At 67.7% G+C, this 19428-nt stretch carries 18 protein-coding genes; 10 read left to right on the top strand and 8 right to left on the bottom strand.

Translation table 11 applies throughout. The annotated features are described in order from the left end of the window. Positions 1–120: 120 nt before the first annotated feature. The 4 genes from AC1EJR_RS08265 to AC1EJR_RS08250 are packed head-to-tail and all read right to left on the bottom strand — an operon-like array spanning position 121 to position 3599. On the bottom strand, positions 121–1110 hold the full coding sequence (locus AC1EJR_RS08265) for a Bug family tripartite tricarboxylate transporter substrate binding protein (protein ID WP_092292718.1): 990 nt from the start codon (positions 1108–1110) through the stop codon (positions 121–123). Between the two features lie 47 nt (positions 1111–1157). Continuing rightward, positions 1158–1916 carry an SDR family oxidoreductase gene (locus AC1EJR_RS08260; protein WP_092292720.1) on the bottom strand — a complete coding sequence of 253 codons (759 nt, stop codon included), beginning with the start codon at positions 1914–1916 and terminating at the stop codon, positions 1158–1160. Between the two features lie 36 nt (positions 1917–1952). Further along, entirely contained in the window at positions 1953–2636 is a 684-nt protein-coding gene (locus AC1EJR_RS08255) for a fumarylacetoacetate hydrolase family protein (RefSeq protein WP_441592119.1), read from the bottom strand. 9 nt (positions 2637–2645) lie between these two features. After that, positions 2646–3599 (bottom strand): 2-hydroxyacid dehydrogenase, encoded by a 954-nt coding sequence (locus AC1EJR_RS08250; RefSeq protein ID WP_092292724.1) that lies wholly within the window; start codon positions 3597–3599, stop codon positions 2646–2648. Positions 3600–3707: 108 nt separating this feature from the next. Between AC1EJR_RS08250 and AC1EJR_RS08245 the strand changes: the two genes are divergently transcribed. Beyond that, the gene (locus AC1EJR_RS08245) at positions 3708–4841 is read left to right on the top strand and encodes a citrate/2-methylcitrate synthase (protein WP_092292726.1); all 1134 of its coding nucleotides are present in this window, start codon (positions 3708–3710) and stop codon (positions 4839–4841) included. A 12-nt stretch (positions 4842–4853) separates the two neighbouring features. On the opposite strand, the gene AC1EJR_RS08240 is transcribed toward AC1EJR_RS08245, so the two are convergent. Continuing rightward, the gene (locus AC1EJR_RS08240; protein WP_369823385.1) at positions 4854–5927 is read right to left on the bottom strand and encodes an HAD family hydrolase; all 1074 of its coding nucleotides are present in this window, start codon (positions 5925–5927) and stop codon (positions 4854–4856) included. 177 nt (positions 5928–6104) lie between these two features. Here AC1EJR_RS08240 and AC1EJR_RS08235 point away from each other — a divergent pair, with 177 nt between their 5' ends. The 9 genes from AC1EJR_RS08235 to AC1EJR_RS08195 all read left to right on the top strand — a co-directional run bounded on the left by AC1EJR_RS08235 (position 6105) and on the right by AC1EJR_RS08195 (position 16901). Continuing rightward, positions 6105–6368, top strand: a complete 264-nt coding sequence (locus tag AC1EJR_RS08235; RefSeq protein ID WP_092292728.1) for a hypothetical protein — start codon at positions 6105–6107, stop codon at positions 6366–6368. A gap of 21 nt (positions 6369–6389) precedes the next feature. Then, entirely contained in the window at positions 6390–7304 is a 915-nt protein-coding gene (locus AC1EJR_RS08230) for a YihY/virulence factor BrkB family protein (RefSeq protein ID WP_441643812.1), read from the top strand. Positions 7305–7424: 120 nt separating this feature from the next. Beyond that, positions 7425–9164, top strand: a complete 1740-nt coding sequence (locus tag AC1EJR_RS08225) for an AMP-binding protein (RefSeq protein ID WP_477112967.1) — start codon at positions 7425–7427, stop codon at positions 9162–9164. Positions 9165–9292: 128 nt separating this feature from the next. After that, entirely contained in the window at positions 9293–10618 is a 1326-nt protein-coding gene (locus tag AC1EJR_RS08220; protein WP_092292734.1) for a dicarboxylate/amino acid:cation symporter, read from the top strand. A gap of 4 nt (positions 10619–10622) precedes the next feature. Continuing rightward, entirely contained in the window at positions 10623–11561 is a 939-nt protein-coding gene (locus AC1EJR_RS08215) for an amino acid ABC transporter substrate-binding protein (RefSeq protein ID WP_477104998.1), read from the top strand. A gap of 226 nt (positions 11562–11787) precedes the next feature. Continuing rightward, entirely contained in the window at positions 11788–14124 is a 2337-nt protein-coding gene (locus tag AC1EJR_RS08210) for an FdhF/YdeP family oxidoreductase (protein ID WP_441592127.1), read from the top strand. Continuing rightward, the gene (gene fdhD, locus AC1EJR_RS08205; RefSeq protein ID WP_092292740.1) at positions 14121–15008 is read left to right on the top strand and encodes a formate dehydrogenase accessory sulfurtransferase FdhD; all 888 of its coding nucleotides are present in this window, start codon (positions 14121–14123) and stop codon (positions 15006–15008) included. The genes AC1EJR_RS08210 and fdhD overlap by 4 nt, the downstream gene beginning before the upstream one ends. 58 nt (positions 15009–15066) lie before the next feature. Then, complete coding sequence (locus AC1EJR_RS08200; protein ID WP_092292742.1) at positions 15067–16509, top strand: aminotransferase-like domain-containing protein; 1443 nt, start codon at positions 15067–15069, stop codon at positions 16507–16509. After that, positions 16506–16901, top strand: a complete 396-nt coding sequence (locus AC1EJR_RS08195; RefSeq protein ID WP_092292744.1) for a helix-turn-helix domain-containing protein — start codon at positions 16506–16508, stop codon at positions 16899–16901. Before AC1EJR_RS08200 ends, AC1EJR_RS08195 begins: the two co-directional genes overlap by 4 nt. Here the strand turns inward: AC1EJR_RS08195 and AC1EJR_RS08190 are convergent. From AC1EJR_RS08190 to wrbA, 3 genes are read right to left on the bottom strand one after another with little or no spacing between them, the layout of a single operon-like run. Next, entirely contained in the window at positions 16875–18308 is a 1434-nt protein-coding gene (locus AC1EJR_RS08190) for an FAD-binding oxidoreductase (RefSeq protein WP_477104997.1), read from the bottom strand. The genes AC1EJR_RS08195 and AC1EJR_RS08190 overlap by 27 nt on opposite strands. After that, positions 18305–18742 carry a DUF2069 domain-containing protein gene (locus tag AC1EJR_RS08185; RefSeq protein WP_441592133.1) on the bottom strand — a complete coding sequence of 146 codons (438 nt, stop codon included), beginning with the start codon at positions 18740–18742 and terminating at the stop codon, positions 18305–18307. Before AC1EJR_RS08185 ends, AC1EJR_RS08190 begins: the two co-directional genes overlap by 4 nt. Then, positions 18739–19347, bottom strand: coding sequence for an NAD(P)H:quinone oxidoreductase (wrbA, locus tag AC1EJR_RS08180; RefSeq protein WP_255370744.1), 609 nt, complete (start codon positions 19345–19347; stop codon positions 18739–18741). The genes AC1EJR_RS08185 and wrbA overlap by 4 nt, the downstream gene beginning before the upstream one ends. Positions 19348–19428 lie beyond the last annotated feature (81 nt).

Here is a 19428-nt window from a genome sequence, read left to right as displayed (position 1 = left end):
CGTTTGTCTTGTCGACGCCAGACGTAGCTGGCGGCGGGAGCAAACGGTAACAAGGATCCGGGGCGCCTCACCATCCTGCTAATCAGAGGGGCGCTGGTCGAAGGTCGCTGGCTGGGCCGGTTATTCCGCCTCGATCCCGGCCTGCTTCACGACCTTGCCCCACTTCGTCAGGTCGGACTGGATCACCGCTGCGTAGGCCTGCGGCGTGCCGCCCTGCACCTCGATACCCGCCGCTTCCAGCTTGGCGCGCACCTCGGGCAGCTTCAGCGCCGCGTTGATCTCGGTGTTGAGCTTGGCGACGATCTCCTTCGGCGTGCCGGCCGGGGCCAGGAAGCCGCCGTTGGTGTTGGCGTCGTAGCCCTTGAGCCCCTGTTCCTCGGCCGTCGGCACATTGGGCAGGGTCTTGGAGCGATTCCGGGTGGAGACCGCCACGGCGCGCACGTTGCCCGCCTTCACCTGCTCCTGGATGGCGCTGATGGTGTCGATATAGAGCGCCGTGCGGCCGGCCACCAGATCGGGGTGGGCGGCGGACGAGCCCTTGTAGGGCACCAGCAGCACCGGCGCGCCGCTGACCATGCGGAACATCTCGGCGGCCATCTCCTGCGCGCTGCCACGGCCGGACGTGGCCACCTTGGCTTCGCCCGGGTTGGCCTTCATCCACGTCACCAGTTCAGGCATGGTCTTGACCGGCAGCTTCGGGTAGATCGCGAACACCAGCGGAATCTCGTGGGTGTAGACGATGGGCTCGAAGCTCTTCTGCGGGTCCCAGCCGAGGTTCTTGAACAGGAACTTGTTGATGTTGTGGCTGCCGCCCACGATGCCGATGGTGTAGCCGTCCGGCTTGGCGTTGGCCAGCACCGCCGTGCCGAGGTTGTTGGAGGCGCCCGGGCGGTTCTCGACGATGAACGGCTGGCCGAACTTGACCGAGAGCTTCTCGCCCACGACCCGCGCGATCAGGTCGATGCCGCCGCCGGCCGGGGCCGGGACGATGATGGTGACCGGGCGGCTCGGGTAGTTGGGCTGCGCCGAGGCCATCCCCGGCGCCACGATCAGCGTGGTGGACAGCGCAGCGGACAGGCCAAGGGTCTTGATGAAAGGGGTGAATTGCATCGTTGTCTCCGTTCGATTTCTGGTCAACTCTTGTTAACTCTGTGATGTCAGCCGCGCCCGACGAAGGGCATCGCGCTGGCCATGACGGTCATGGTCAGGACGTTGGCCTCAAGCGGCAGCGAGGCCATGTGGCGCACGGCATTGGCGACGTGGGTGGCATCCATCATCGGCTCCGGCGCGGTGGTGCCGTTGGCCTGCAGCACGCCGCGCGTCATGCGTTCGGACAGTTCGGTCAGGGCGTTGCCGATGTCGATCTGGCTGGCCACGATGTGGTAGGCGCGGCCGTCCAGCGCCAGCGCCTTTGTCAGCCCGGTGACGGCATGCTTGCTGGCCGTGTACGGCGCCGTGAACGGGCGCGGCGTGTGCGCGGAGATCGAGCCATTGTTGATGATGCGCCCGCCCTGCGGGGACTGCCGGCGCATCAGGCCGAAGGCGGCCCGCGCGCACAGGAAGACGCCCGTGACGTTGGTGTTGATCACGTTGAACCACTTGTCCAGCGGCAGCTCGTCCATCGGCACGGCCGGGGCGTTGACGCCGGCGTTGTTGAACAGCAGGTCCAGCCGGCCGAACTCGCGCTCGATGGTGTCGAACAGGGCCTGCACGCTGGCCGGGTCGGTCACATCGGTGGGCGCGGCCATGGCGGGCTGGCCGCGTTCGGCGGCCTCGGCGGCCAGCGCCTGCAGCGGCTCGGCACGCCGGCCGGCCAGCACGACGGTCCAGCCGTCATTGAGCAGGGCGATGGCCGTCAGGCGGCCTACGCCGCTGCCGGCGCCGGTGACGAGGGCGATCTTGCGGGGTGCGTTCAAGGGGGTCTCCTATATATATATGGTGGCGGATGGCCTTCAGCGGGCGACGGTCAGCGCTAGCTCGCCGATGCCTGCCGCGCTGGCCTGGATGACATCGCCGGGCTGCAAGGGCCCGACGCCGACCGGCGTACCGGTGAAGATCAGGTCGCCCGGCATCAGCGCCACGGATCGGGACAGCATCGCCACCAGTTCCGGCACCGACCAGAGCAGGCCGGAGAGGTCCGCGCGCTGCCGCTCGACACCGTTCACGGCGAGCTGGATCGTCCCTTCGCGCGGATGGCCGCAAGTCGCTGCGGGCACGAGGGCGCTGCACGGCGCCGAGTGGTCGAAGGCCTTGGCGGGCTCCCAGGGGCCGCCGACGCGCTTGGCTTGCTGCTGCAAGTCGCGCCGGGTCAGGTCGAGCCCGACGGCATAGCCCCAGATGTGCTGCGCCTCGGCCTGCGCCGGGTCGATGTCACGCCCGCCCCGGCCGATGGCCACGACCAGTTCCACCTCGTGGCAGAACTCGGTCGTCTCCGGCGGATAAGGCAGCTCGCCCCGGGCCGGCCCCACGGCGGTCGCCGGCTTCATGAACCAGGCGGGCATCTCGGTGGGCGCCGGCTCCGCCGGGTCCCATCGATAGTTGCGGCCGATGCAGAAGACCCGGGCGATGGGAAACCGCGCCGTGTCACCCGAGACAGGCAGCGAGACCGGCGGGGCAGGTGGGAAGACGAAATCCATCGTGATCGCTCAGGTGGTCAGGCTCATGGCGGGACGCTCGCCCGCCAGGCCTTGCGCCACGCTGTCCAGCACCATCTGCACCATGGCGCCGCGCGTCTCCCAGGTGGCGCTGGCGCGGTGGGCCTGCAGCGTGGTGCGGTCCGACTGGCGCAGCGCCAGCGGCACGCGCGGTTCGTCGACGAACACATCGAGGCCCGCGCCCGCGATACGCCCGGCGGCGATGGCATCGGCCAGATCCGTTTCATTGACCAGCCGGCCGCGCGCCACGTTGATGAGGTAGCCCTGCGGGCCGAGCGCTTCCAGCACGGCGGCATTGATGATGCCCTCGGCCTTGTCGGCGGCGGCGCACAGCACCAGCGCATCGCTCTCGCGGGCCAGATCCAGCAGGTCCGCCACGAAGGTGTGCGGCACGTCGTCCATCGCGCGCAGGTCGGTGTAGCGGATGGGGCAGCCGAAGGCCGCCGCCCGCGTAGCCACGGCGCGGCCGACGCGGCCCATGCCGACGATGCCCACGCGCATGCCGCTGAAGCGGCGCGCCAGCGGGATGGCGCTGGGCTGCGGATGCAGTTCCCACTGGCCGTCCCGCACGAAGCGGTCGCCCGCGCAGATATTGCGGCAGGCGGCAATCAGCAGGCCGATGGCCAGATCGGCCACGTCTTCGGTCAGCGCGCCCAGCGTGGCGGTCACCGCAAGACCGCGTTCGCGGCAGTAGGCCAGGTCCACCGCATCGGTGCCCACGCCATTGATGGCGACCACCTTCAGGGCCGGCAACTGCTCCAGCATCGCCCGCGAAATCCCGGTGTGCCCGCCGGTGATCACCGCCTGGATGGATGCGGCGTGCTCGCGCAGCCAGCCCGCCTGGTCGGCAATCTCGAAGTACTTGTGCACCACGTAGCGGCTGGCCAGTTCGTCATTGGCCGCCGGGATCAGGATCGGGTTCAGCTGGAGGATTTGCGGCTTCATGTGCGTGAGGCTTTGGGTGTTGATGATGGATGCATGGTATGTAATAGTTGATTCACGAGGCAAGATTGATATATAAAATCAATATAAATTCGCACGGGAAGCGTCAACATGGGAACCTGGATATCGATGGATGAGGCGTGCAGCCGACTTGGCGTGCGGCCGCAAACGCTCTATGCCTATGTCAGCCGGGGCAAGCTGGAGGTCATGTCCGATCCCGCCGACACACGGCGCAGCCTCTATCGGGCCGAGGATGTGGCCGGCCTCGCCAGGCGCAAGCAGGCCGGGCGCAAGCACGAGACGCTGGCCACCAACACGCTGTTCGGCGCGGAGCCGAGCATCCCCACCGCGCTCTCGACCTTCGTGCGCGAGCGGCTGTACTACCGGGGGCAGGACGCCGTGACGCTGGCCGGATCCGCCACGCTGGAAGAGGTGGCGCACCTGCTGTGGGACGCCGAGCAGGTCGTCGACTTCTCATCGATGGCCGGCGTCGCCGAGCCCGGGCGCGTGGCGGCCTTCCATACGCTGGCCACGCTGGCGGCCACGGGCCATTCCACACATGGGCGCATGACGCGGGTGTTGCATCTGGAAGCGCAGGAGTTGGTGGGCCAGCTGGCCAATGCCTTCGGCGCGCAGGCGGGGCAGCAGCCCTTGCACCTCCGCTTTGCGCAGGGGTGGCAGCAATCGCCGAAGGTGGCGGATCTGCTGCGGACCGCGATGGTGCTGCTGGTGGACCATGAGCTGACCAGCTCGGCCTTCGCCACGCGTATCGCGGCATCCACGGGCGCCTCGCTGCCGGCCTGCCTGCTGGCCGGGCTGACCACGCTGTCCGGGCCGTTGCACGGCGATGCGTCCGGCCGCGTCAAGGCGCTGTTCAATGAGGTGGAGCGGCTGGGCGAGGATCAGGTGATTGCCCACTACCTGTCCACCGGGTTGCCGCTGGCCGGGTTCGGCCATCATCTCTATCCCGATGGCGATCCGCGCGCGATGGCGCTGCTGGCCCTGTTCGATCCGCCCGACGTGATCACGCGCTTTATCGAGAAAGCCACCCGGCTGACCGGCCTGCAGCCCAATATCGACGTGGCGCTGGCGGCGCTGTCCATCCACTACCGCCTGCCGGACGACGCCGCGTTCGCCATGTTCGCCACGGCGCGCAGCATCGGCCTGCTGGCGCACAGTCTGGAGCAGCTGGGGGTGGGGCAGGTGATCCGCCCGCGCGGGCGCTACATCGGGATCATGCCGTAGCGGGCGGGAAGGTTATCGCTTCGGGTACACCACCTGCCAGTCTTGCTTCATGCTGATGACGGTCCAGTTGCGCGCCTGCGCGGCGTCCAGCGCCTTGTCCAGCTTGCCGATCTTTGACGCGCGGTCGTAGGCGAATTCCCGCTCGGCATCGTCGTGATGGACGAGCACGGCCAGGCGCGGGCCGTCGCCAGTGGTGGTGTATTCCAGCATGTGGAAGTCGCCATCCGAGTTGCCCACGGCCAGGATCGGCCGGCGGCCAATATGGCGATAGATGCCAACCGGCTTGCCCGGGCCATCGTTGATGAACTCGATCTTCGGGTCACGCACCAGCGCCGGCTTGCCGTTCAACGTGCCATAGTGCACCGCCTGCGATGAGCCCACCACCTGCTCGGGCGGAATCCCGTACGCCTGCTCCACCCACGGCCGCATGAACTCGATGGTCCCGCCGGACACGATATAGGTCTTGAACCCGTTCGCGCGCAGGTAGGACAGCAGTTCCAGCTGCGGCTGGTAGACCAGATCGGTGTAGGGCCGGTTGAACTTCGGATGGCGCGCGCTGGCGATCCACGCGCGGATGGTCTTGTCGTAGTCATCCACATTCATGCCGCTGTTGGCGACGGCAATCAACTGCAACAACTGCTTCTCGTTGGCGATCACCTTGGCCATGTCGTTGGCCATCAGGGCCTTGAAGGCGGGGTTGTTGCGCCATTCCGGATGCTGCGGCGCGGCGGCCTTGACCTGATCGAGCAGGAAGAAGAACTGGAAGTAGAGCGGCTGCTCGCTCCACAGCGTGCCGTCATTGTCGAAGGCCGCCACGCGCTGCTCGGTCGGCACGAAGTTAGGCGAGCCCTGGCGGGTCACGTCGGTGACGAATTTGACGATGGCTTGCTTCGCGGGGCCGTCGCGCCAGGAGGGCAGGGCGTCCGTCTGCTGGGCGGAGGGGGTCGCCGAGTTGGCGGCCGGGTCCGCGGGCGCGGTCGAGCATCCGCTCAGTCCCACTCCGGACGCCGCCAGCGCGAGCAGCATGGCGGCGGTGGCGGCGACACGTGGCAGATCGGCTTGGCACCAGCGCGAAGGGAAGCGCATCGAGGTCTCCTGTGATGGATTGGATACATCCCAATATAGGCGGCGCGCGGGCGGGTGTGTAGTTTTTGCCGGTTGGCGGGCGCCACCGGGCCCGTCCCGCCCGGCTGGGCCGTGCGCCGCCGCCGGGTATGAAATTCGCTTCTCTTGATTCCGCTATGTCATGACCGGAGACGCGAAATGACCAAACCAGAGGATGGAAAGCCCGCCGGCAAGCCCACTGAACACGGCGATGCGCACAGTGTCCACCGCCGCAGCGACGGCGGCGTCTGGCCCGATGGCACGCCGCGCGACCCGGCCTCGGGGCCGCCGCACTATGGCGAAGACAACCGCGACCTGAAAAAGCCGCGCGACCACGGCAGCGACTGGGCCACGTCCGACCTCGTGAAGAACGTGCCGGGCAAGGGGCCGGTGCCGGTGGGACACGACCAGCCGAAGAAGTAAATCGACAAACCTGGGGCAGCGATGCGCTGGAGACCTATCTCCCTCCATCAAGCCTACGGCCTGATGCGCGACAGCGTGACCGCGTGGATGGACGACTACGCGCCCAGCATGGGCGCCGCGCTGGCCTACTACACGGTGTTTTCGATCGCGCCGCTGCTGCTGATCGTGATCTCGGTGGCCGGCATGGTCTTCGGGGCCGAGGCGGCGCGCGGGGCGGTGATGAGCGAATTCTCCGGGCTGATCGGCGCGGAGGGCGCGGAAGCCATCGAGAACATGCTCCTCGCGCTGAGCGACCCCGGTCTCAGCACGCTGACCGCGCTGGTCGGCACGGTGACGCTGGCGATTGGCGCCACCACGGTGTTCGCCGAACTCCAGAGCGCGCTGGACCGCATCTGGCAGGTGCCGGAGCGGAGGAAGGCGTCCGGCATTCTCGAACTGCTGCGCTCGCGGCTGCTGTCATTCGGGATGGTGCTTGGCATTGGCTTCCTGCTGATCGTCTCGCTGCTGGCCAGCGCCGGGCTCGCCGCGCTCGGGCGGGTGTGGGGGCCGCTGTTCGAGGGCGAACTGCTCGGCCATGCGCTCGACTTGCTCGTCAGCGTGGTGCTGGTGACCGTCGTCTTCGCCATGATCTACAAGATCATGCCCCACGCCGCCGTGCGCTGGCCGGACGTCTGGCTCGGCGCCACCGTCACCGCCGTGCTGTTCAGCATCGGCAAGTTCCTGATCGGTCTCTACATCGGCAAGAGCGGCGTGGCGTCCGGCTATGGCGCGGCCGGCTCGCTCGTGGTGCTGCTGATGTGGGTCTACTACTCCGCGCAGATCTTCCTGCTGGGGGCGGAATTCACCTGGCTCTACGCCAACCGCTACGGCTCGCTCAAACAGGGCGCGCCGCGCGAGGCTCCGGCGCCATCCGCCACACCGACCCGGGTGCACTGATTCTTCTCCTTGTCAGCCGCTGCGCCGTGCATGACTGCGGCGTGACTGACACCGCAGAGGTCGCGATCATGCAGCCGAAGCGGATCTATACTCGCTGGCCTGAATTGCCAGGGGGCGAAGATGGATGCATCTGCCGAGGTAAGTGGCCTGGACGCATGGTTCCGCCGTCGGGTCAGGCAGCGGCCTGACGCCATCGCGCTGGTCTACGGCGGGCGGCACGTGTCCTATGCCGCGCTCGATGCCCGGGTCGACAGCGTTGCCCGTACGCTCGCCAGCCGGGGCGTGAGAGCGGAGACGCCGGTCGGCATCCTCCTGCCCGCCGGCATCGACCAGACCATCTGCCAGCTTGCCGTGATCCGCGCGGGCGGGAGTTGCCTGCCGCTGGATCCCGATGCGCCCGACGCACGGATTCGCCTGATGCTGGACGACCTCGACGTGCGGATCGCCGTGTCGACGGCCGGCGATCGCGCCCGCCTGGGCGCGGTGGCCGATTGCCTGACCGATTGCCTGGCCGATTGCCCGGCCGATTGCCCGGCCGATTACCCGGCCGATTGCCCGGCCGATTGCCCGGCCGATTACCTGACGCCGGGGGCCGAGGCCGCCGGCAGCATCGCCATGCCGGCAGCGGGTCTCGCGCATCGGACCCATGTCCTCTACACCTCGGGCACCACCGGCCAGCCGAAGGGCGTGGAGATCCTGGCGCGTGGCATTGTGCGGCTGGCCTGGCAACCGCGCTATGTATCGCTGAATGCCGACGACCGGATCGCGGCCATCGCGAATCCCACCTTCGACGCCGCCCTGTTCGAGACCTGGGGGGCGCTGCTGAACGGGGGCACCGTGGTGTTCCTGCCCCGGCAGACCTGTATCGACCCCGCCACTTTCCGGCATAGCCTGCGCGCGCAAGGCGTGACGACGATGTTCATCACCAGCGCGCTGTTCAACCATACCGTGCACGCGTGCCCCGATGCGTTCGCCACGCTGCGTACGCTGCTGGTCGGCGGCGAAGCGCTCAACGCCCAGGCCATTTGCAGCCTGCATCGCGCCGCCAACGTCGCGGGTACGTTGCACGTGCTGCGCTTCGTCGCCAGCGGGCGCGCCAAGGCGCTCCACTACGTGTCCAGCATCGCGGCGTTCGGCCCGGCCGGGCTACTGGCCCCCACCAAGACGCTGTACGAGGATGACGATCTCGCCCGACACCTGCCGGGGCTGATGTTCGACATGGGCTATGCCGCCAGCCAATGGGTGGCTGATCAGCTGGTCACCGCCGCGATCCGGCGGGGCGTGCCGGCGGCGGTGTATCGCCCCGGCTTCATTCTGGGCGACAGCGCCAGCGGGGCGGGCAATCGGAATGATTTCGTCGCGCGGCTGGTGCGGGGCTGCATCGCGATCGGGGCGTATCCGCACCTGCCGCACCAGCGCAAGGAAATCGTTCCGGTCGACTATGTCAGCGCCGCGCTGCTGCGTATCGCCGCCGACGGCAGCAACCTTGGCCGTGCCTACCATCTGGTGCCGCCGCGCGAGGCCGACCAGCCCGACCTGCTCGCGTTCTTCGGCATGCTGCGCGCCTGCGGCTATCCGCTGCAGTCACTGCCGTATGCCGACTGGCTGCAACGGCTGGCAGACTCGGCCGATCTGGCAGGCAATCCGCTGCGGCCGCTGCTGCCGCTGCTGACGGAACCGGTCTACGGCCGGCTCACCCGCTGGGAAGTCTACGAGGGCATGCCGCGCTACGACGCCACGCATACGGCTCGCGCCCTGGCGGTGGCCGGCGGGCTGGCCTTTCCCCGGCTCGATCGCGCGCTGATGGCGCGCTATCTCGACGTCTGGATGGGGCAGCGACCGGTTCCTGACACCCGGTAGCCGGGTGCTTTCCGGTCCACATGCACCATCCGCGTGACTTCGTATTTGGGCATTTCGCATCCGCGTCCTATCGTTAAGTGCCGGCCCCGGCGCAGGACCTGTTCGATGCGGCAGCCCAAGGAGTCGTCATGAGCAAGAAGTCCAGTATCACGACCTATATCGTCATTGCGATGATCCTGGGCGGCGTGGTCGGCTACGCGTGCCACACGGCCTTCCCCGACCCCAAGCTGGCCAAGGACGTGGCCGGCTACATCTCCGTCATCACCGATGTCTTCCTGCGGCTGATCAAGATGATCATCGCGCCGCTGGTCTTCTCCACGCTGGTCATGGGCATCGCCCATATGGGGGACGCCAGCACCGTGGGCCGGGTGGGCGTGAAGGCGCTGGCGTGGTTCATCACGGCCTCGCTGGTGTCGCTGACGCTGGGCCTGATCATGGCCACGGTGCTCCAGCCCGGCATCAACATCGGCCTGCCGCTGCCCGACGTGGGCGCCGCCACCAACCTCAAGACCAACGCCTTCACGCTCAAGGATTTCATCGCGCATCTGGTGCCGAAATCCGTCGCCGAGGCGATGGCCAACAACGAGATCCTGCAGATCGTGGTGTTCTCGATCTTCTTCGGCACGGCGCTGGCGGCACTGGGCGAGCGCGGCGCGCGCATGGCCGGGGTGATCGAAGACCTGGCCCAGGTGATGCTGAAGATCACCGGCGCCGTGATGTGGATGGCGCCGCTGGCCGTGTTCGCGGCGATTGCCTCGACGGTGACCACGCAGGGGCTGGGCATCCTGCTGACCTTCGCCAAGTTCATGGGCAGCTTCTACCTGTCGCTGTTCGTGCTGTGGGCGCTGCTGGCGCTGGCCGGCTGGGTGTTCCTGGGCAGGCGCATCGTCACCCTGATCCGGCTGATCCGGGAGCCGTTCCTGATTTCCTTCTCGACGGCGAGTTCGGAGGCGGCGTATCCGAAGATGCTCGACGCGCTGGACCGCTTCGGCGTCAATCGCAAGATTTCCAGCTTCGTGTTGCCGCTGGGGTACTCCTTCAACCTGGACGGGTCGATGATGTACTGCACGTTCGCCGTGCTGTTCATTGCCCAGGCGTACGACATCCACCTGCCGCTGGCCACCCAGATCACGATGCTGCTGTTGCTGATGCTGACCTCGAAGGGCATGGCGGGGGTGCCGCGTGCGTCACTCGTGGTGATTGCCGCCACGCTGAACCAGTTCAACATCCCCGAGGCGGGGTTGTTGCTGATCATGGGCGTGGACCAGTTCCTCGACATGGGCCGCTCGGCTACCAATGCCGTGGGCAACTCGATTGCCTCGGCCGTGGTGGCGAAGTGGGAAGGGCAGTTGTCGAGCGAATCCACGCTCGGGGATCGGGGCGAGGGCAGCGAGGGCGGCGTGGACCCAGGCGGCGGGCCGCCGCTGCACAAGCCGGGGACCGCACAGGCCTGATGCCATGTCCCTCCCCCGTCTTCATTTTCGATCCGGTGGTTCGCCCCGGTGGCTGGCCGGCGCGGCGGCGGCGGCCGTGTGCTGGCTCGCCTGTCTCGGCGCTGCCGTCGCGCAGGACACCGGCGAGCTGAGCGGCACGCTGCGCAAGGCCAAGGACACCGGCAGCCTGATCATCGGCTACCGGGAATCGTCGCTGCCGTTCTCCTACCTGAACCAGGCGCAGCGCCCGATCGGCTATTCCATCGATGTCTGCACGGCCATCGTCCAGACCGCGGCGGCAGAGGTGGGGCGCGACCTCGCCATCCAGTGGGTGCCGGTGACTTCGGAAAACCGCTTCGACGCGGTCACTTCGGGCAAGGTCGATCTCGAATGCGGCTCCACCACGCGCAACGCCGAGCGGCTGAAGATGGTGGCGTTCTCGCCGGTGATCTTTATCGCCGGGACCAAGCTGATGGTGCCGCGCGGCTCCCCGATCAAGACCTTCCGCGACCTCAAGGGCAAGACCGTGGTGGCCACGGCGGGCACGACCAATGCCGATGCGCTGGAGAAGCTTTCCACGCGCTTCGCGCTGAACCTCAAGGTGATCCGGGCGCGCGACCATGCCGATGCCTTCGAGGTACTGCGCCACGGCGGCGCCGATGCCTATGCCGGCGACGACGTACTGCTCTACGGCTTCCTGGCCAAGTCCGGCGCGGGCAAGCAGTTCGATGTGACGCGCGATTTCCTGTCCTACGACCCCTACGGGGTCATGCTGCGCAAGGGCGATCCGCAGTTCGCGGCCGTGGTGGACCGGGCCGTGCGCGACCTGATCACCACGGGCGAACTGGAGCGGCTCTACAAGCAGTGGTTCCTGAGCCGGCTGCCCACCGGGGAGCGGCTGAACATCCCGATGAGTGCACAATTGGAAGACATCATCAGCGCCACCCCACAACAGCCGGATTAGGGCGAGGCATGCCAGTCAACACATAGCGGGTTAGCGTCCGCTCACACCTAAGTACAGTTTTCGATTGTTGCACCGCGATGACGCAAACTGTACTCTTCCGCCCGCAGGTGTTCTGTACGTCCCTCCACTCATCAATCGCGCCTAGTCTGCATCAATCGCTGCGGATGCGCCGACATCACGGATAACCGGGCCGCGCTCCGAGCACTTGATTGCGAGTCGCCCCCCGATGAGTACCCCTACCCCAGAGAAGGGGCATGTTGCCCCCTACACGCACCCGGCCGCCGGCTGGGGCGCCCTGAAGCAAGTCGCAGTCAACCTGATCAAGGAGAAGGTTGGCGGCGGCAAGTACAAGACCCTGTTCAAGCAGAACCAGCCGGACGGCTTTGACTGTCCCGGCTGCGCCTGGCCTGACCGCCAGCATGCCTCGACCTTCGAATTCTGCGAAAACGGCGTCAAGGCCGTGGCCGCCGAGGCCACCAGCAAGCGCGTCACGCCCGAGTTCTTTGCCGATCACACCGTGACGGCGCTGATGGCCCAGTCCGACTTCGAACTCGAACAGCACGGCCGCCTGACCCACCCGATGGTCTACGACGCCGCCACCGACAAATACCAGCCGGTGGCCTGGCAGGACGCGTTCGCGCTGGTCGCCCAGCATCTGAACAGGCTGGACAACCCCGACGCCGCCACGTTCTACACCTCGGGCCGCGCCAGCAACGAGGCCGCGTTCCTGTTCCAGTTGTTCGTGCGGATGGTCGGCACCAACAACTTCCCCGATTGCTCGAACATGTGCCACGAGGCCACCAGCCGTGGCCTGCCGGTAACGGTGGGCGTGGGCAAGGCCACGGTGCTGCTCGACGACTTCCAGCTCACCGACGCCGTCCTCGTCTTTGGACAGAATCCGGCGACGAACCACCCGCGCATGCTGAACGAGCTGCGCGACTGCGCCAAGCGGGGCGCGGCCATCGTGTCGATCAACCCGCTCAAGGAGCGCGGACTTCAGCGTTTTACGAGCCCGCAGCACGTCTCCGAGATGGTGACGGGGCAGAGCACCAAGATTGCGTCGATGTTCGTCCGCCCCAAGCTGGCCGGCGACTTCGCGCTGATCAAGGGCCTCGGCAAGCGCGTGATCGAACTCGATGACGAAGCCATCGCCACGGGCAGCAAGCGCGTGGTGGACGTGGACTTCCTGGCCGAGCACACGGCCGGCTTCGAGGCCTTCGCGGCCGACCTGCGCGCCGAATCGTGGGCCGACATCGTGGCCGAATCGGGCGTCACGCGTGAGGACATCGACGCGCTGGCGGACGTCTACGTCAAGAGCGAGCGCACCATCGCTTGCTGGGGCATGGGCATTACGCAGCACAAGAATTCGGTCAGCACGATCCAGTTGCTGTCCAACGTGATGATGCTGCGCGGCAATATCGGCCGCCCCGGCGCCGGGCTGATGCCGGTGCGCGGGCATTCGAACGTGCAGGGCGACCGCACGATGGGTATCGAGGAACAGCCGGACGACGCCTTCCTGGATCGCCTGGGCGCCGCGTTCGACTTCGAGCCGCCGCGCGCGCACGGCCAGGACGTGGTGGCCGCCATCAACGCGATGCTGGCCGGCAAGGTCAAGGTGTTCATCGGCCTGGGCGGCAATTTCTCGATCGCCACGCCAGACACCCCGCGCACCTGGGAAGCGCTGCGCCAGTGCGACCTGACCGTGAACATCGCGACCAAGCTGAACCGCAGCCACCTCGTGATCGGCAAGGACGCGCTGCTGCTGCCGACCATCGGCCGCACCGAGATCGACCTCCAGAACGGCGTGGCGCAGGGCGTGACCGTCGAGGATTCGGTCTGCATGGTCCATATCTCCTACGGCATGAACAAGCCGGCCTCGCCGGAACTGCTGTCCGAGACTGCCATCGTGGCCGGCATGGCCGCCGCCACGCTGGGTTCGGAGAAGGTGGACTGGCACTGGTACGCGCAGGACTACGCGCGCATCCGCGATGCCATCGAAAAGGTCATCCCGGGCTTCGAGCGCTATAACGAACGCGTGGCGCAGCCGGGCGGCTTCCACCTGACGCCGGCCTCGCGCAACCGCGTGTGGCGCACCGCGTCCGGCAAGGCCCAGTTCCTGGTCCATGCGATCGACAAGGACACCCCGATCCAGCGCGCTCGCGCCCGCTACGGCGACGACCTGCTGGTGATGATGACCACCCGCTCGCACGACCAGTACAACACCACGATCTACGGGCTGGATGACCGCTATCGCGGCGTGTTCGGCCTGCGCCGGGTGGTGTTCATCAACGCGGCGGACCGCGCGCGGCTGGGGTTTGCCGAGGGCGAGCGCGTGGATATCACCAGTGTCTGGGAGGACGGCGTGACGCGTCATGCCAAGGACTTCCTGCTGGTGGACTACGACATCCCGACCGGCTGCCTGGGCGCTTACTACCCGGAAACCAATCCGCTGGTGCCGCTGGAAAGTATCGGCGACCGCTCGGGCACGCCGACGTCGAAGTCGATCCCGGTGCTGCTGGCCCGGGCCGCCTCGGTGCAAACGTCGGCGCAAGCGGCGGCATGAGCGAAGGGGAACTGGGCTACGCCCAGCGGCAGGTCGCCCGTCACAAGGGCGACGCCCGCACGGTCGACCTGGACTATGTGGCCGAGGAAGTGCCGGTGGCGCTGGTCTACAACGGCATCTCGCATGCCGTGATGATGGCCACGCCGCTGGACCTGGAAGTGTTCGCGGTCGGCTTCTCGCTGACCGAAGGCATCGTGGACAGCATCAAGGAGATCTACGATGTCGAGGTGCAGCCGGCTTGCGGGACCGATGACCTGGATGGCATAAGCGGCATCGAGGTCCGCATCGAAATCAGCCAGCGCGCGTTCATGGCGCTGAAGGACCGCCGCCGCTCGCTGGCCGGCCGCACTGGCTGTGGCGTGTGTGGCGTGGAAAGCCTGCAACTGCTTGACCTCCAGCCCGTGCCGATGCCGGTACCGCGCCACCGCATCGTGCCGTCGCGCGAGGTGATCCAGCGCGCCGCCGCCGGCCTGCCGGCCCACCAGATGCTGATGCGCACCACCGGCGGCGTGCATGCCGCCGCCTGGTGCGGGCCCGATGGCGAGGTGCTCCACGCCTTCGAGGATGTGGGGCGGCACAACGCCATGGACAAGCTGATCGGCCACCTGGCCCGGCGCCGCGTGGTGATGGACGAGGGCTTCGTGTTCCTGTCCAGCCGCGCCAGCTACGAGCTGGTGCGCAAGGCCGCGCGCATGCATATCCAGATGCTGGCGACGATCTCGGCGCCCACCTCGCTCGCCATCCGCATCGCCGAGCAGGCCGGGCTGCGGCTGCTGAGCTTTTGCCGGCAGGACGGCTTCGTCGAGTACACGTCGCCGCCCGGACAATCCCAATCCGTATTACGATCTGAGCCGCTGGCAGCGGCGGCCCAGGTGACCGAATAGGGCAGCCCCCACCCCGCCAGCGTTCCGATGAACCCTGACGTGGCGAAAGGTTGGCGGTGTGACCCTGTATGAAAAGCTCGCGGCCGAGATCGAGGCGCTGGTGCAGCAAGGCGTGCTGCTGCCCGGCGAGAAGATTCCGTCGGTCCGGCAGGCCGCCCAGCATCATCGCCTGAGCATTACCACGGTCATCCGGGCCTATCTGCTGCTGGAGTCGCGCGGCATGCTGGAGAGCCGGCCGCAGTCCGGCTACTTCGTGCGCGCCCGGCCCGGCGAGCCGGCCATCGACCTCCAGCCGACCCGCCCGGCGGCCCGCCCGTCGCCGGTGGACGTGAGCGCGCTGGTGCTGTCCACGCTGCGCTCGATCCGCGCCGATGACGCCATCCCGCTCGGCTCCCCCTATCCCGACGCCAAGCTGTTCCCGTGGCAGCGGATCATCCAGTACGCCAACGCCATCGGCAAGCGCTACGAGTCGTGGAGCCTGCTGGACGACCTGCCGCCCGGCTCGCCCCAGTTGATCCGCCAGATCACGCGGCGCTACCTGGAAAACGGCCAGGCGGTGGACCCGAACGAGGTGATCGTGACGATTGGCGCCACCGAGGCCATCAACCTGTGCCTGCAGGCGGTGGCCAAGCCGGGCGACACCATCGCCGTGGAATCGCCGACTTACTATGCGATGCTGCACGCCATCGAACGGCTGGGCATGCGCGCCGTGGAGGTCGCGACGGACCCCGTGGAAGGCATCGACGTGCAGGCGCTGGCCCGCCTGTTCGACGAGCGGCCCGTGGCTGCCTGCATGGTCATGCCGAATTTCCAGAATCCGCTCGGCTTCCAGATGTCGGACGAACGCAAGCAGGCACTCGTCAAATTGCTAACCGAGCGCGACATTCCGGTCATCGAGAACGATGTCTATGGCGAGCTGTATTACGGCGATGCGCATCCCACCTCGCTGAAGACCTACGACAAGGCCGGCATCGTGCTGCACTGCTCGTCGTTCTCCAAGACGCTGACCAACGCCTACCGCATCGGCTGGGCGCTGCCGGGGCGCTACCGGGATCAGGTGGAGCGGCTCAAGTTCCTGAACACGCTGACCACGCCGGCGATTCCCCAGCTAGCCATCGCCGAATTCCTGAAGAACGACGGCTACGACTACCACCTGCGGCGCGTGCGCAAGACCTATGCGCAGCAGGCCAATATCATGGCGGCGGCGGTGCGGCGCTTCTTCCCGGCCGGCACGCGGGTGTCGCGGCCGGCCGGCGGCTATGTGCTCTGGGTGGAGTTGCCCGAGGGCGTGGACGCCATGGCGCTGTACCACGCGGCACTGGAGCGGCGGATTACCGTGGCGCCGGGGCACATCTTCTCGCCCGTGCCCACGTACACGCATTACATCCGCCTAAACTACAGCAGCGCATGGTCGGCCGAGGTGGAAGCGGCCGTGGTGACGCTGGGCAAACTGGTGACGTCGCTCGCAGAAGCGGCGCCAGACAAGGAGACAAGCGCATGAACCAAGAAGAAGATACCGGGAACGACGGCGCCGATGCCGATGAGGACACGCTCGATCCGGTACTGGCCGGCATCCTGGCTGCCCTGTGGCAGGCGGCCCGGGAGCCCGGTGGCGGGCCGCTCTCGCTGGCCCGCCTCAGCAAGCGCGCATCAGTGCAGATGAGCGTGCTGCGGCGCGTGCTGACGCAACTGGCCGAGGCGGACCTGGCTGAAGCCGAGATCGACGAGTCAGGCCGGGGCACCGCCCAGCTGACCGCCGAGGGTCGCGCGCTGTGCGACGAGTTGTTCGAGACCCCCGGCGCGCTGCCCGATCTGGATTCGTTAGAGGATCCAGAGGATTCCGATGACGATGAAGACGCGGGCCGGTCAGAGCACCTTCCCCGGATTCATTAGCCCCTGCGGGTCCAGCGCCTGCTTGATGGCGCGCATCATCCCCAGTTCCACCTCGCTCTTGTAGCGCCGGTTCTCCTCGCGCTTGAGCTGGCCCAGGCCATGCTCGGCCGAGATCGACCCATTGTGCGACTGCACGCTGTTGTGGACGATCAGGTTGATGGCGTCCTGATGGATCAGGAACTGCTCGTGATCCACCCCCACCGGCGGCGACACGTTGTAGTGCAGGTTGCCGTCGCCCAGATGCCCGAAGGTGACCATGCGGGCGCCCGGGAAGGCGTCCTGCACCAGCGCGTCCGTGGTCTCGATGAAGTCCGCCACGCGCGAGACCGGCACGGCAATGTCGTGCTTGATGTTCTTGCCTTCCTCGACCTGCGCCATCGGGATGTGCTCGCGCAGGTTCCAGAAATCGCGCGACTGCTGCACGGACTCGGCCACCACGGCGTCCGTGACCACGCCGGCCTCGAAGGCCGCTTCCATCATCGTCTCGAAGATCGCCCGGGCGTGTTCCTCGCCCTCGCTGTCGGACAGCTCCAGCAGCACCAGTTGCGGATGGGCCTCTGTGAAGGGGTAGCGCAGTTGCGGGTAGTGCTTGCGCACGAGGTCCATGCACATCGCGGACATCAGCTCGAAGCCGGTGAGCATGGCGCTGGCGTGGGACTGGGCGATGGCCAGCAGCGCCAGCGCGGCGCGCGGGCTCTGCACAGCCGCCAGCGCCGTCACGCGCGCGCGGGGCAGCGGGTACAGCTTCATGACCGCCGCCGTGATGATGCCGAGCGTGCCTTCAGCGCCGATAAACAGGTCGCGCAGGTCGTAGCCGGTGTTGTCCTTGCGCAGGCCGCGCAGGCCCTCCCAGACTTCGCCCTTGGCCGTTACCACCTCCAGCCCCAGGCACAGTTCGCGCGTGTTGCCGTAGCGCAGCACCGCCGTGCCGCCCGCGTTGGTAGACAGGTTGCCCCCAATCGTGCAGCTGCCCTCGGCCGCCAGGCTCAGCGGGAACAGGCGGCCATGCTCGCGCGCCACGTCCTGCAACTGCTGGAGGATCACGCCGGCTTCGACGGTAATCGTGTTGTTGAGCGGGTCCACATGGCGCACCCGGTTCATCCGTTGCAGCGACAGCACCACCACGCCAGCGGCTGCCGCCGGGCCAGCCTCGGGCGTGGCGCCGCCGCACAGGCCGGTGTTGCCGCCCTGCGGCACCACGGCCAGCTTGTGGGCGTGGCAGGCGTGGACCAGCGCGGCCACTTCCTCGGTGCTGCCGGGGCGCAGCACGGCCACGGCGTCGCCGGTGTAGCGCTGGCGCCAGTCGGTCAGATAAGGGGCCTTGTCGGCGGCCTCGGTCAGCACGTGTTGCGGGCCGACTGCGGCGCGGCAGAGGTCGAGGAACGAATCCAGGTGCGGAGCGGTCATGGTCGGGTGTCGGGGGAGGGGGAGGGGGGCTGGATGGCTTGCTGCCGTGCCCGCGCGCGACGCTTGTACGGGCGCAGATAGAGGATGGTGCTGAAGAAGAACACCAGCGTCAGGGCGACTTCGGCCCAGGCCAGCAGCGACGACGGCGCGCGGTCGCTGGTGGCGCGCACGATGCCTTCGGTGAAATAGAGCAGGATCAGCATCGACGACCACTGCATCGTGTACCGGTTGCGCGCCAGCACGCCGCGCAGCACCGGGAGCAGGAAGACGAACTTGAGGATCAGCCACGAGCCGCCGGGCCGCAGCGGGGCGAGGAACCACTCCCAGGCGATGCACAGCGCCACCAGCGCCAGCAGGCTGGCTACGCTCACGCGCCAGAGCGCCGGGCTGTGGAGGTCGCCGTCACCCTGGCTGCCGTTGCGCGGCGCGGTCATCGTGACCCTCCGGCCAGCTTCAGCGCCGTCTCGGCCAGCCGCCGGCCCATGGCCGTGGCCAGCGCGGCTTCCTGGTCGGTGACCGGGCCGTGGTTGTCCACAAAAGCATGGTGGCTCGGGCCGTAGGGGGTGCCGCCGGCCGTGGTGGTCATCAGGCCGGGCTCCGAATAGGGCAGGCCCATGACCAGCATGCCATGGTGGAACAGCGGCAGCATCATCGACAACAACGTGGTTTCCTGGCCGCCGTGCAGGCTGCCGGTGGCGGTGAATACACAGGCGGGCTTGCCGGACAGTGCGCCGGACAGCCACTGGGCCACGGTGCCATCGAGGAAATATTTCATCGGCGCGGCCATATTGCCGAACCGCGTGGGGCTGCCCAGTGCCAGCCCGGCGCATTCCTCGAGGTCGCGCAGCTCGGCGTACGGGGCGCCTTCGGGCGGGATGTCGGGCGCGGTGGCCTCGCAGACGGTGGACACCGGCGGCACGGTGCGCAGCCGGGCATGAGCGCCGGGCACGCTGTCGATGCCGGTGGCGATCAGGTCGGCGAGTTTGCGGGTGCTGCCGTGACGGCTGTAGTACAGGACCAGGATGGGGAGGGCGGCCAAGGTATCGCGGAGTCGGTGCTCAGTCGTGGATCGGGAGGGGGCGGCCCGGACCGGCACCGCGAAACAATGCGCGTATTATAG

The organism is Cupriavidus sp. 05T42 (assembly GCF_056396345.1).
Note: the sequence above shows the minus strand (reverse complement) of the source record. Positions and strands in the feature narration are given on the sequence as shown.